General features: G+C 65.5%; 14 protein-coding genes and 2 pseudogenes. 12 read left to right on the plus strand and 4 right to left on the minus strand.

What is annotated here, in order from left to right; all coding sequences use genetic code 11:
* The 4 genes and pseudogenes from RMO23_RS09925 to RMO23_RS09940 all read left to right on the plus strand — a co-directional run.
* A pseudogene (locus RMO23_RS09925) lies at nt 1–156 on the plus strand (DTW domain-containing protein); the annotation flags it as partial.
* A 268-nt stretch (nt 157–424) separates the two neighbouring features.
* On the plus strand, nt 425–709 hold the full coding sequence (locus tag RMO23_RS09930) for an acylphosphatase (protein ID WP_309680990.1): 285 nt from the start codon (nt 425–427) through the stop codon (nt 707–709).
* Nucleotides 710–754: 45 nt separating this feature from the next.
* Complete coding sequence (locus RMO23_RS09935; RefSeq protein WP_309680992.1) at nt 755–1,111, plus strand: hypothetical protein; 357 nt, start codon at nt 755–757, stop codon at nt 1,109–1,111.
* A 110-nt stretch (nt 1,112–1,221) separates the two neighbouring features.
* The gene (locus tag RMO23_RS09940; protein WP_309680994.1) at nt 1,222–1,473 is read left to right on the plus strand and encodes a hypothetical protein; all 252 of its coding nucleotides are present in this window, start codon (nt 1,222–1,224) and stop codon (nt 1,471–1,473) included.
* On the opposite strand, the gene RMO23_RS09945 is transcribed toward RMO23_RS09940, so the two are convergent.
* Nucleotides 1,442–2,473 (minus strand): LysR family transcriptional regulator, encoded by a 1,032-nt coding sequence (locus tag RMO23_RS09945; protein ID WP_309680996.1) that lies wholly within the window; start codon nt 2,471–2,473, stop codon nt 1,442–1,444. The two genes, RMO23_RS09940 and RMO23_RS09945, sit on opposite strands and share 32 nt — an antisense overlap.
* 123 nt (nt 2,474–2,596) lie before the next feature.
* On the opposite strand from RMO23_RS09945, the gene RMO23_RS09950 reads away from it, so the two are divergent.
* From RMO23_RS09950 to RMO23_RS09970, 5 genes are all read left to right on the plus strand, one after another.
* Nucleotides 2,597–3,487, plus strand: a complete 891-nt coding sequence (locus RMO23_RS09950; protein WP_309680998.1) for a pirin family protein — start codon at nt 2,597–2,599, stop codon at nt 3,485–3,487.
* 144 nt (nt 3,488–3,631) lie between these two features.
* Nucleotides 3,632–4,348 carry a glutathione S-transferase N-terminal domain-containing protein gene (locus RMO23_RS09955; protein WP_309681000.1) on the plus strand — a complete coding sequence of 239 codons (717 nt, stop codon included), beginning with the start codon at nt 3,632–3,634 and terminating at the stop codon, nt 4,346–4,348.
* A gap of 53 nt (nt 4,349–4,401) precedes the next feature.
* The gene (locus RMO23_RS09960) at nt 4,402–4,683 is read left to right on the plus strand and encodes a BrnT family toxin (protein WP_309681002.1); all 282 of its coding nucleotides are present in this window, start codon (nt 4,402–4,404) and stop codon (nt 4,681–4,683) included.
* Nucleotides 4,684–4,692: 9 nt separating this feature from the next.
* On the plus strand, nt 4,693–4,902 hold the full coding sequence (locus RMO23_RS09965) for a BrnA antitoxin family protein (RefSeq protein WP_309681005.1): 210 nt from the start codon (nt 4,693–4,695) through the stop codon (nt 4,900–4,902).
* Between the two features lie 219 nt (nt 4,903–5,121).
* Nucleotides 5,122–6,003, plus strand: a complete 882-nt coding sequence (locus tag RMO23_RS09970; RefSeq protein WP_309681007.1) for a methylglyoxal synthase — start codon at nt 5,122–5,124, stop codon at nt 6,001–6,003.
* Between the two features lie 72 nt (nt 6,004–6,075).
* Here the strand turns inward: RMO23_RS09970 and RMO23_RS09975 are convergent, their stop codons facing one another.
* Entirely contained in the window at nt 6,076–6,582 is a 507-nt protein-coding gene (locus RMO23_RS09975) for a hypothetical protein (protein ID WP_309681009.1), read from the minus strand.
* A 261-nt stretch (nt 6,583–6,843) separates the two neighbouring features.
* Here RMO23_RS09975 and RMO23_RS09980 point away from each other — a divergent pair, with 261 nt between their 5' ends.
* Nucleotides 6,844–7,416 (plus strand): DUF1439 domain-containing protein, encoded by a 573-nt coding sequence (locus tag RMO23_RS09980; RefSeq protein WP_309681011.1) that lies wholly within the window; start codon nt 6,844–6,846, stop codon nt 7,414–7,416.
* A 25-nt stretch (nt 7,417–7,441) separates the two neighbouring features.
* On the opposite strand, the gene RMO23_RS09985 is transcribed toward RMO23_RS09980, so the two are convergent.
* Nucleotides 7,442–8,821, minus strand: a complete 1,380-nt coding sequence (locus tag RMO23_RS09985) for a sigma-54 dependent transcriptional regulator (RefSeq protein WP_309681013.1) — start codon at nt 8,819–8,821, stop codon at nt 7,442–7,444.
* A 38-nt stretch (nt 8,822–8,859) separates the two neighbouring features.
* Nucleotides 8,860–10,221: a HAMP domain-containing sensor histidine kinase gene (locus RMO23_RS09990; protein ID WP_309681015.1), complete on the minus strand. Its 1,362-nt coding sequence runs from the start codon at nt 10,219–10,221 to the stop codon at nt 8,860–8,862.
* Nucleotides 10,222–10,455: 234 nt separating this feature from the next.
* Here RMO23_RS09990 and RMO23_RS09995 point away from each other — a divergent pair, with 234 nt between their 5' ends.
* Nucleotides 10,456–10,809, plus strand: a complete 354-nt coding sequence (locus tag RMO23_RS09995; protein ID WP_309681016.1) for a hypothetical protein — start codon at nt 10,456–10,458, stop codon at nt 10,807–10,809.
* Nucleotides 10,810–10,987: 178 nt separating this feature from the next.
* A pseudogene (locus tag RMO23_RS10000) lies at nt 10,988–11,206 on the plus strand (pirin family protein); the annotation flags it as partial.

Consider the following 11,206-nt stretch of genomic DNA (forward strand, 5'->3'; position numbering starts at 1 on the left):
ACGCACGCGGCGCAGACGCTGCAGGCTTACCTCGACGTGTTTACCGACCACTACCTGCGCGCCAAGCAGCAGCTGCCGGTGGACCTGGAAGACGCCGCGCACCAGCGTTTGCGCGGCCTGCGTTTGCCGCGCGGCGTTGGCACTGGGGTCTCGTAGAGCGTCGAGTGGCGAACGCTTGCCGTCAAAGTCGCAGCGCGCGCTGGGCCGGGCGGCTCAGGCCTCCCAAATTGCATTCGCTCACCTGAGGCTGAACGCAGCTTGCAAGGCAGCAGTGGCCCATTGGCAAACGGGCTCCTCGACGCTACATTTTTCATTGCGGCCGGCACGCCGGAGCAGGCAGCAATAAATCCGGCCAGCGTTACCCGAACATATCTGGCAGCGCTACTGGAGAGGAAATAGCGCACCCAGCAAAAAGGATGAAAAAATGGCAAAACATTTGCGCATCGTCGGTCTGGTCCAGGGCGTCGGCTATCGTGCGGCCTTCGCAGCGCAAGCCCACGCGCTCAAGCTCTCCGGCTGGGTGCGCAACCGCCCCGATGGCTCTGTGGAGGCCACCCTTGCCGGCGAAGCCCTGGCACTCAAGAACATCGTCGATTGGGCTGGGCATGGACCGGCCGGCGCGCAGGTGCGTGCCGTGTCGGTGGTCGAGGTAGATGATGCGCTGGTGATGGATGGGCAATTTCACATCTGGCCGACGGACCGGCGGTGAGCGCAGGCTTGCCGAGCGTCGTGAACAAAAACTCGATACGACTACGTGAAACCGAACCTCCGAAGCTTGCGCAACTGCGATGAACCAGCACGTCGCGCCGCCTTCCATTCCGCAGCGCACGAGCTGGCCTGCGGAAATTACACAGCCGCACTGCTGGAAGCTTGGGCACCGCGCCAGTACACGGCGACGCAATGGGCCGAACGAATTCGCAGCAACCCGCTCTTCATTGCCGAGATTGACGGCTGCATCGCGGGTTACACAGACCTGCCAACCTCCGGCTATCTCGACCCTTTTTCGTCGCGGGACCTATGCGGCGCGCGGTATCGCCGCAGGTGCTTCAGTCTCGGCGAGCCAGGGGCGACAATCCAGTACTGCAACACCCAGGGCGCAAAACCCCCATGAAACCACCGACCCGCCGCCAATCTCTCATTGACGAGGGCTTGGGCGATACGGTGGTTCGCAACTGATGAATGGCAAAGAGGCCAGCCTTCACCAACATTAAGAGCAGCAACATGACCCAAGACCCGAACCGACAAAACGAATTGAAGAAAATGGCGCTGTGCGACTCCTGCGCCGGCATTCAGCGCAACTGGCGCAAGGCCCCCGGCCACCCCGAGCTGGTGCAGGGCGACAACCGCCAGGAACGACGCGGCGGCGCGCTGGTCACCGTGACCCAATACCGCTGCGACCGCTGCGGCACGGCCTGGGAGTATGAAAACGACAAGGCCAACCTCAAGGCGGGCTGGTCGGTGGTGGGCCGTTAGGCCGGGAACGGCTGTTTTTTTTCGAAGCCCTGACCACAGGCTGGGCAAGCACTACGGGCGCCGCGCCAGAGCCGGTTTCATCATCGCGCTCGGTCAGGCTGAACTGGGCACATTCCGCAGCCAGAAAGTCGATTAGCTCGCGCACCGCCGGCAGCAGGCCGCGGCGTGACGGAAATACCGCGTGCACGATGCCGGGGCGTGGCCGCCAGTCGGGCAGCAGGTCGACCAGCAGCCCCTGCGCCAGGTCCTGCCGCACCATCATGGTCGGCAGTTGCACCAGCCCCACGCCTTGCAGCGCGGCCAGCCGCAGCGCCAGCCGGTCGTCGCTGATCAGGCGCGGCTGGTGCTGCAATGTGGCGCTGGCGCCGCCCGGGCCGTGCAGCTGCCAGGCGTGTTCGCGGTGCGGCGGGCCTTCGTCGAGGCTGGGCAGGCTGGCCAAATCGGCCGGCAGCAGCGGCGCGCTCAGGCCGTGGGCCTGCAGCAGGGCCGGGCTGGCCACCAGGCGTTGCGTGCTGTGGCCCAGCACGCGCATGACGAGGCCGCTGTCTTCAAGCGGCGCAAAGCGCACGCGGATGGCGATGTCAAAGCCCTCGCCAATCACGTCGACGCGCCGGTTGGTGCTTTCCAGCTGCACCTGCACGCGCGGACAGCGGGCCATGAAGCGCGCCAGCACGTCGCCGAGCTGGTAGTCGAGCAGGGCCGTGGGGCAGCTCATGCGCACGGTGCCCTGCGGCTCGGCGCTGACGCGGTCTATCACCTCTTGCGCCGCATGGGCCTCGACCAGCATGGCCAGGCAATGGCGGTAGTAGTCCTGGCCGATCTCGGTGACGGCAAAGCGGCGCGTCGAGCGCTGGATCAGGCGCACACCGAGGCGCTCTTCGAGCAGGGCAATGCGCCGGCTCAGCTTGGATTTGGGCAGGCCGAGCGCGCGGCCGGCCGGCGCAAAGCCCTGGTGCTCGACCACCTGCACAAAGTAATAGAGATCGTTGAGGTCTTGCATGGCCGTCATTGTTCCTTGAATGGAACGCTGATGGCAAATTTAACCCACTACCGGCTTCATCGTTCCGGGATTATCTTTAGGCCATGGCAGTTTTTTCTGCCACCACTTTTAAAGGAGCAACGCATGAAGAAGGTTCTTGGCATTTACACCAGCCCGCGCCAGCACTGGGTGGGCAACGGGTTTCCGGTGCGCTCGCTGTTCAGCTACGACACGCTGGGCCAGCATGTCAGCCCGTTCTTGCTGCTCGACTATGCCGGCCCGATGCAGTTTGCGCCCGCCGGCACGGCTGGCGAGCGGCGCGGCGTGGGCACGCACCCGCACCGGGGCTTTGAGACCGTGACCATCGTCTACCAGGGCGAGGTCGCGCACCAGGACTCGACCGGCAGCGGCGGCGTCATCGGCCCGGGCGATGTGCAGTGGATGACGGCGGCCTCGGGCATCCTGCATGAGGAGTTTCACTCACCGGCGTTCACGCAGCAGGGCGGCACGCTGGAGATGGTGCAGCTGTGGGTCAATCTGCCGGCCAGGGACAAGCTGGCCGCGCCGCGCTACCAGGGCATTGTCGATGCGCAGATTCCGGCCGTGGCGCTGCCCGGTGGCGCCGGCAGCGTGCGCGTGATTGCCGGCGACTACGCGGGCAAGCAGGGACCGGCGCAGACCTTCACGCCGATCAACGTCTGGGATGTGCGGCTGGGCCAGGGCCAGCAGGCTGAGCTGAGCCTGCCCCAAGGCCACACCGCCGCCGTGGTAGTGCTGCACGGCACGCTGCTGGTCAACGGCGAAGTGGTGCGCGAGGCGCAGATGGTGCTGCTGGAGCGCGACGGCGATGGGCTGGTGCTGGAGGCCAACAGCGACGCCGTGCTGCTGGTGCTGAGCGGCGAGCCGATCGAGGAGCCTATCGTCGGCCATGGCCCCTTCGTCATGAACACCCAGGCCGAAATCGCCACGGCGATGGCCGACTTCAACGCCGGCCGTTTTGGCCAGATCAGCCGGATCGACGAGACGGCGCACTGACCGGCCCTTGCGCCAGCGGATCCGGCCCGGCGCTGGGTTGCGGCAAGGCGCCGCAGCAGCGCGGCGGGCTTCGCGGCAAAATGACCGCACCGGGGGGCGCTTGGCGCGCCCTCCTCCCGCCCCAGCAAGCCTCGAGGAAGCCCCATGCCCGCTCTCTCCACCTTCCCCGTCAGCCACCCGGTCAGCCAAAAGTGGCCGGCCCGGCAGCCGGATCGGCTGCAGCTGTACTCGCTGCCCACGCCCAACGGTGTCAAGGTGTCCATCATGCTGGAAGAGACCGGCCTGCCCTACGAGCCGCATCTGGTCAGCTTTGACAGCCACGACCAGATGTCGCCGGCGTTTCTTTCGCTGAGCCCCAACAACAAGATTCCGGCCATCCTGGACCCGAACGGGCCGGGCGGCCAGCCGCTGGCGCTGTTTGAGTCGGGCGCGATATTGCTCTACCTGGCCGAGAAAACCGGGCAGTTGATGCCGCAGCATGCGGCGGCCCGCTACGAGACCATCCAGTGGCTGATGTGGCAGATGGGCGGCATCGGGCCGATGTTTGGGCAGCTCGGTTTCTTCAGCAAGTTTGCCGGCAAGGACTATGAGGACAAGCGCCCGCGTGAGCGCTATGTGGCCGAGGCCAGGCGCCTGCTGGCCGTGCTGGAGCAGCGGCTGGCTGGCCGCGCCTGGATCATGGGTGAGGCCTACAGCATTGCCGACATCGCCACCTTTCCGTGGGTGCGCAACCTGATCGGGTTTTACGAGGCCGGCGAGCTGGTGGGCATCCACGATTTTGCGCAGGTGACGCGGGCGCTGGCGGCGTTTGTGGCGCGGCCGGCCGTGGTACGGGGACTGGCGATTCCGCCGCGGAACTGATTCTAAAAACCATCCGGTCTGGCGTAAAACTACAATGTAATTACACTAGCTGCATGAGCACACTTCACTTCGAATGGGACGACCGAAAGGCCGCTGCCAATGCCAGGAAGCACGGAGTGAGCTTTGAGGAAGCCAGATCGGTCTTCGTCGATGAGCGCGCAAAGCTGATTGATGACCCCGACCATTCGGAAGACGAAGATCGGTTTGTTCTTCTGGGTCTGAGCAGCACGCTCAGGCTGTTACTGGTGTGTCATTGCTACAGAAGGGAAGGCAACGTCATTCGCCTCATTTCTGCCCGCAAGGCAAGCACCAATGAGGCGAGGTCTTACCCCTAAAGGTGTCATATGCGCAAAGAATACGACTTTTCCGCTGCACGCAAAAACCCCTATGCAGCCCAACTCAAGAAGCAGATCACGATTCGGCTGGACGAGGAATCGATCAGCTACTTCAAGGCGATCTCGGAAGATGTGGGCATTCCCTACCAAAGCCTCATCAACCTGTACTTGCGGGATTGCGCGGCCACACATCGCAAGCTCGATCTCAATTGGAAGTAAGCCCATTGGGCTCCGATGAAGCATAAAGCTGCGCCTGCAGTGGCGCGGCCGGCCGTGGTGAAGGGGCTGGAAATACCTTAATGCTCCTTATTTAATAGCACCATGTACAGAGAATACTTGGGCTACAGCCATTTTTTCTATGACCATGGCCTTTGCACGGCCTGCTCGCAGCCGCAACGCCCGTGGTTTAAGCTGCATCCATTTTCAAGAGAGCGCACCATGAACTTCGGACTTGCCGCCCATCGCCTGCACCGGCTCGGGCCTGACAGCAGCCTGCTGCAATGGGCGCGGGCCTGTGAGCCCGGTCTGCGCGCGCTCGGCCTGGGCCTGCACGCCACCGGCGGCGCCCATGCGGCGCTGACCCAGCAGCAGCTGCTGGCCAGCCAGCTGGTGGCGGTGGGCCAGGGGCGCGACGGCGGGCTGATGCGGCTGGTGTCGCGCCTGGCCGGCGGGCTGGCGCCGCCGGATGCACTGGACGGCATGTTTTTTCTGATCGACCCGGTCGACCCGACCTCGATCTACCCCGAGGCGCAGGCGCTGAAACGCCAGTGCGTGATTCACGGCAAGCCGTTTGTGGCGACGCTGGCCGGCGCGATCGAATGGGTGGCGGTGGAGCTGCTGGACGCCGGACTCGACACGGTGAACGTGGCCGGCGCCGCGCCGCTGTTTGCACTGGAGTCCCAGGTGGTGGCGCTGATCGCCCACGATGCGCTGAAGGAGCAAATGGTGGCCTTTGCCGACCAGCATTTCGACACCCTGTCGCGCTTTGCCGGGCGCGTGGCCACCGGCACCACCGGCAGCCGCCTCAATGAGATGGCCTGGGCGCGCGGCTGGCCGGCGGCGCAGCCGTGGGTCACGCGCTACCAGAGCGGGCCGCTGGGCGGCGATGCGCAGATTGCCGAACTGGTGCTGGACCGGCGCTGCCAGAAGGTCATCTTTTTTGAAGACCCGCATGTGGCGCGCCAGCACGAGGCCGACATCCAGCTGCTGGAGCGCGCGGTGTGCAGCGCCCACCAGGCCACCACCTGCTTCAACACCCCGGCCATGGCCGGCCGCTGGGCCCGGGCCGTGGCGCGGCTGACGCAAAGCAGGCGCCCATAAAAAAAGACAGGCCAGGCCTGTCTTTTTTGTCTGGCGCAGGCAGGTTTCGCAACCGGCCCGCGGCCTGCCGGATTACTTGCCGATAACGGCTTTCACGTCGGCCTTGGCTTCGGCCTTGACGGCGCCGGTTTCGGTCTTGGCGATGGCCTTGTCGGCGACGGCCTGGACCTTGACGCTGTCGAGCTTGGCATCGGCCTTGATCACGGCCTTGCCGGCCTTGGCGTCAGCCTTGGCATCGACGGTTTCGGCCTTGGCCGTAGCCTTGGTTTTGTCGTCGGCATCGGCCTTGGCGACCTTGGCGTGGGCCTTGGTTTTGGCCTTGGCGGCCTTGGTGTGGGCGGTGGTTTTCTTTTCCGCCGCGTTCACTTCGGCTTTTTCGACCTTGGCGTCGGCTTTCACATCGACCTTGGCTTCGCTCTTGACGGCGGCGGCCACGGCCTTGTCGGCCTTGGCTTCTGCTTTGACCACGGCAGCCGTTGCCGGCACGGCAGCGGTGACCGGAGCCACGGCGGCAGGTGCCTGGGCAAATGCCACGCTGGCAAACAGGCCGGCGATCAGGGTAGCGAGTAATTTGTTCATGAAAGTCCTTTTGGATAAGTTGCTGGAATCCTGAAAATCAGGATGACCAGGTGTTCAACGGGCTTGCCCGGCCTGGGGTTTACCCCACTCACACTACGTTGCAACTCGCTACCTGCGCTTTACATGGCGTGCGCGGGGCGCCAGGGTGGCCGGGGTACAACATGGCCATGCGCTGATGCCGATTCGGGCGTTTGAATGACGCCGGCGTCGGCGGGCCGGGCCGAAGATGCGGGCATTGGCGAGAAGCCCCAAGGAAAACCCATGAAACGAAGACTGTTGTTGACGCTGTCCACCCGGCTGGCGCTGGGCGGCGCGGTGGTCCTGGCGCTACCGGCGGCGCGCGCCCAGCCCAGCTACAGCGTGTCGGCCGCGCAGTTGCAGCAGGCCGTGGCCAGGCGCTTTCCGCGCCGCTACCCGGTCGGCGGCTGGCTCGACATCGATGCGCAGGCGCCGCGCCTGCGCCTGCTGCCCGAGCAGAACCGGCTGGCTGCCGAGATGGTGGTGAATGCCGCCGGGCCGCTGCTGCGGCGCAGTTATGCCGGTGCCTTTGACGTGGATTTTGCGCTGCGCTACGAGGCCAGCGACCTGACAATACGGGCGCACCAGTTGCGGGTCAATGCGCTGCGCTTTGATGACTTGCCGCCACAGGCCGCCGGCCTGCTGGCCGGCTACGGGCCGCGGCTGGCCGAGCAGACGCTGCAGGACGCGGTGCTGCACCAGCTCAAGCCGCAAGACCTGGCGCTGCCCGATGGCATGGGCCTGCAGCCGGACAGCATCACGGTGACGGCGCAGGGGCTGGTGATTGGCTTCGTGGCCAAAAAGCCGCCGCCTTAGTGGCCGCGCCCGGGGCGCGTTGCCGCTACGGGCGCAGCCCGTGCTTTTCAATCCGGTAGCGCAGCGTGTCGCGGCTGATCTCCAGCGCGCGGGCGGCCTTGGTGACGTTCCATCCGGTCTGCTGAAGGGCCGCGATCAGGTGCTGGCGTTCCAGCGCCTCCAGCGATTGGGTGGCGCTGAGCGCCGAAGCCGTTTCGGCGTTGCGGCCCGGCGCCGGCGCGGCCGCCACCAGGCCCAGGTCGGCGGCGCTCAATTGCGCCGCCGTGCCCAGCAGCACGGTGCGCTCTATCACATTGCGCAGCTCGCGCACATTGCCCGGCCACGGGTGCTGCTGCAGCGCCTGCACCGCGCTGTCGTCCAGCGTGGGCGCGGCCTTGGCATAGCGTGCGGCAAACTGCTCAATAAAGCGCCGCGCCAGCAGCAGCACATCGGCGCCGCGCGCGCGCAGCGGCGGAATATGGATCTGGAACACGCGCAGCCGGTACAGCAGGTCGCTGCGAAATTTTCCGGCGGCCACCAGCTCGTCCAGGTCGCGGTTGGTGGCGGCCACCACGCGCACATTGACGACCCGGTCCTGCACCGCGCCCAGGCGCCGCACGCGCAGGTTTTCCAGCACCCGCAGCAGCTTGGCCTGCAGCGCCAGATCGAGCTCGCCAATCTCGTCCAGAAACAGGGTGCCGCCATCGGCCGCTTCGATCAGGCCGATCTTGCGCGTCTGCGCGTCGGTGAAAGCGCCCTTTTCATAGCCAAACAGCTCGCCCTCCATCAGGTGCGCGGGCAGCGCGGCGCAATTGATTTCGACAAACGGCGCCTGGGCGCGCCGGCCGGCGAAGTGACAGGCCCGGGCCACCAGTTCCTTGCCGGCGCCGGTCTCGCCCAGCACCAGGATGGGCGCCACCGGCGAACGGTCGGTCGGCTCGCTCAGGGCCAAGGTGCGCACCAGGTCGCGCAGCGCCCGCATCACCGCCGACTCGCCCAGCAGCGCCTCCAGTCCGGCCTCGCTGGCCTGGCGCCGCTGGTAGTAGTCGAGCGCCTTGCGGTTGCCCGACTCGGCCAGCGCCCGGTCGACCACGCTGCGCAGGCTGGCCAGCGCGACCGGCTTGGTCAGCAGGTCAAACGAGCCGGCCTTCATGGCATCAATCGCCATCGGCACGCTGGCATGCCCGGTGACCATGACGATACGCACCTGGTCGTCGTTGGCATGCAGGGCGCGTATGACCTCAATCCCGTCCAGGCCGGGCAGCTGGTAGTCGACGATGGCGACCTCGGGCATGGTGCGTTTGGCGGCCTCGACGCCGGCCGGGCCATCGTGAACAATCGCCACCGTGTGGTTGAGTTTTTCAAAGTAGCGGGCAATGTTTTTTGCCAGCGTGACCTCGTCCTCAATGACCAGGATGTTTGCCATGAATCGTCCCGTGATCGTGATGCGTCTTTATGGCGCCGTTACGGCGCCAGCGGCAGGCGAATCTCGACCGCGGTGCCGTGCGGCAGCAGGGGTATCAGCGCAACGCTGCCGCGCCACTGCTCGACCATGCGCTTGACCAGCGCCAGGCCAATGCCCAGGCCGCCGCTTTTGGTGCTGAAAAACGGCCGAAAAATACGCTGCCTGGCCTCTTGCGACAGGCCGGAACCATTGTCGGACAGCGTCAGCACCGCCATCGCCCCGGTCTGCTGCCAGCCGACGCTGAGTTCTCCGCCCTGGGTCATGGCGTCGATCGCGTTGGCAATGATGCTCAGGACGATCTGGCGCAGCATGGCCGGATGGGCCACCACCCGCAGGTCGGCGCCGGTCCCGGTCTCGACGCGAATCTGGCGCCGCCTGAGCTCAGTCTGCATCTCCTGCAGGCAGTCACGGATCAGCGCTGCCACCGGCACCGGCTCGGGCGTCAGGTTCGGTGCCTGCGACACGCGCACCAGCTCGGAAATCCAGCGGTCGGCCCGGTCCACCGCCTGCGTGATGTCCTGGCTGTGCTCCAGCGCTTCGTGCGCCTGCACGTCGGGCTGCTGCAGCATTTCGGCCGACACCCGGATCGATGCCAGCGGGTTGCGCAGGTTGTGCGCCACCGCGCTGGCCAGCTCGACCGCCGTGGCCAGCGTCTGCGCCTCGGCCAGCCGGCCCTGCTGCTGGCGCATCACCCGGTCGGCGCGGGCCACGGTCCAGTACAGCGTGGCGAACAGCGCCAGGCCGCTGGCCAGGCAGGCCAGCCACAGCCGCAACACGCCTTCATGGATCGATTCATTGAGCAGCGTCGGAATCTTGTAGAACTCCATCGCGCCGACCACCGGCCCGCCATCCTTGCCGTAAATCGGGATGTAGCTCTCGACGAAGTTGCTGCCGTAAACGGCCAGGCCTTCGTGCTCTTCCTTCTCGGGCAGGCCCAGGCCCGCACTGCCGCTGTTGACCACCATTTTTCCGGCCAGCGCTTCCTCGAGTTCGTCATTGACCGGAAACTTGCGGCCCACCAGGGATTTGTCGGTGGACCACAGCACGGTGCCGTCGGGCCGATAGGCGTTGACCCGCACCGGCTCCTTCATGGCCTCGACGTGCGCCATGGAGGCGCGAAAGCGCTGGCGAAACTCGGGATTGGCCGGGTCGACAAAAAACTCCGCCGAGTCTTCGGTACGCAGCAGCAGCTGGATGAACTCCTGCATCACCGCGCCTTCGCGCTGCAGCAGCCGCTCGGCCAGCATGTTGGACAGCAGCCAGCCCAAGCCGAGCGCGATCACCGCGATGACGCCAAAGCTGGTGAACGCAAAACGGCGCGTCAAATTGATCGGCTTGACCGACTGGCCTTCATTGGTCATGAACATCAGTATCCGCTTCCTGGCCGTGGTTGCGAATAAATTTGGGGCAAATCACCCAAAAACGGGGGTTTGGCTGGGGCATATGCCGCAACCCGCCCCGCACCCGTTTTGTAAGTGATTGTTTTATAACGATTTTTGGAGCGTGTACGGCTTGGCATGTCTTATGCGTTGCAAGTATCGAACCCAGTTGCTATTTTGCAACCGGGGGGTTTATCAAGGGAGGCGGGGCGCACCATGAAATACCGGAACGATAAGCCCAAGCTGTCCGAAAGTTTTTGGGGTTGGCTGATGGGTCAAGACAAGGCCACCGAGGGTTTGAGCAACGAGGCGCGCGCCCTCGAGGTACGCCTGCGCATCATCAGCACACTCAAGCAGCGCGGCCTGACGGACAGCTCGCCGCTGGTACACCGCGTGGCCAATTCCCCCAACCTGCAAAGCCTGTGGTACTTGAGGCCAGAGATCATGCTGGAGCTGTCGTCGCTGCATGGCGAGGCCCAGGCCCGCAGCATCTTGGCCGACCACATCACACCGCTTTTTGCCGGCTTGCTGCCCAAAGGCCTGTTCCGGCGCTCCAGTATCGCGGGATGAAGGCCCGCGGGCCACGGCGGGAACAGCCGACGCTATACTTTTCATAGCTGCAGGTGCGCATAGTACCTGGGCTGGCGGCCTGCTTCGCCTCCAAACGCTGCAGTTCGCAGTTGGCCAGGGTGGCAAGCCTTGAAACCGGCCGCGGACCGCCCCAACTGTGCTTTTTGAAAGCACTGCCATGCCCACCCCTTCCCCTGCTTCCTCCGCTTCCTCCAGCCCCCTGCTGCAGCTCGAGGCGCTCGGGTTTCCGTGGCAAACGCTGGACCCGTTCCTGTTTTGCGTCTGGCACGACGACGCCTACCCGGCGGCCAATGCCGAGATGGGGCCGGCCGCCTCGCTGGCGGGGCGCGACATCGGCCAGGACTTCAGCCGCCAGGACGGCTGGAGCATGTACCAC

Origin of the sequence: Polaromonas sp. (assembly GCF_031411155.1) — a bacterium.
Lineage (GTDB): Bacteria > Pseudomonadota > Gammaproteobacteria > Burkholderiales > Burkholderiaceae_C > Polaromonas.

What these genes read in the sequence shown, in the direction of transcription:
- RMO23_RS09985 (WP_309681013.1), bottom strand. Translation starts at nt 8,821, where the DNA reads ATGGCAAACATCCTGGTCATTGAGGACGAGGTCACGCTGGCAAAAAAC.
- RMO23_RS09995 (WP_309681016.1), top strand. Translation starts at nt 10,456, where the DNA reads ATGAAATACCGGAACGATAAGCCCAAGCTGTCCGAAAGTTTTTGGGGT.
- RMO23_RS09940 (WP_309680994.1), top strand. Translation starts at nt 1,222, where the DNA reads ATGACCCAAGACCCGAACCGACAAAACGAATTGAAGAAAATGGCGCTG.
- RMO23_RS09945 (WP_309680996.1), bottom strand. Translation starts at nt 2,473, where the DNA reads ATGCAAGACCTCAACGATCTCTATTACTTTGTGCAGGTGGTCGAGCAC.
- RMO23_RS09955 (WP_309681000.1), top strand. Translation starts at nt 3,632, where the DNA reads ATGCCCGCTCTCTCCACCTTCCCCGTCAGCCACCCGGTCAGCCAAAAG.
- RMO23_RS09965 (WP_309681005.1), top strand. Translation starts at nt 4,693, where the DNA reads ATGCGCAAAGAATACGACTTTTCCGCTGCACGCAAAAACCCCTATGCA.
- RMO23_RS09990 (WP_309681015.1), bottom strand. Translation starts at nt 10,221, where the DNA reads ATGACCAATGAAGGCCAGTCGGTCAAGCCGATCAATTTGACGCGCCGT.
- RMO23_RS09970 (WP_309681007.1), top strand. Translation starts at nt 5,122, where the DNA reads ATGAACTTCGGACTTGCCGCCCATCGCCTGCACCGGCTCGGGCCTGAC.
- RMO23_RS09980 (WP_309681011.1), top strand. Translation starts at nt 6,844, where the DNA reads ATGAAACGAAGACTGTTGTTGACGCTGTCCACCCGGCTGGCGCTGGGC.
- RMO23_RS09975 (WP_309681009.1), bottom strand. Translation starts at nt 6,582, where the DNA reads ATGAACAAATTACTCGCTACCCTGATCGCCGGCCTGTTTGCCAGCGTG.
- RMO23_RS09950 (WP_309680998.1), top strand. Translation starts at nt 2,597, where the DNA reads ATGAAGAAGGTTCTTGGCATTTACACCAGCCCGCGCCAGCACTGGGTG.
- RMO23_RS09960 (WP_309681002.1), top strand. Translation starts at nt 4,402, where the DNA reads ATGAGCACACTTCACTTCGAATGGGACGACCGAAAGGCCGCTGCCAAT.
- RMO23_RS09930 (WP_309680990.1), top strand. Translation starts at nt 425, where the DNA reads ATGGCAAAACATTTGCGCATCGTCGGTCTGGTCCAGGGCGTCGGCTAT.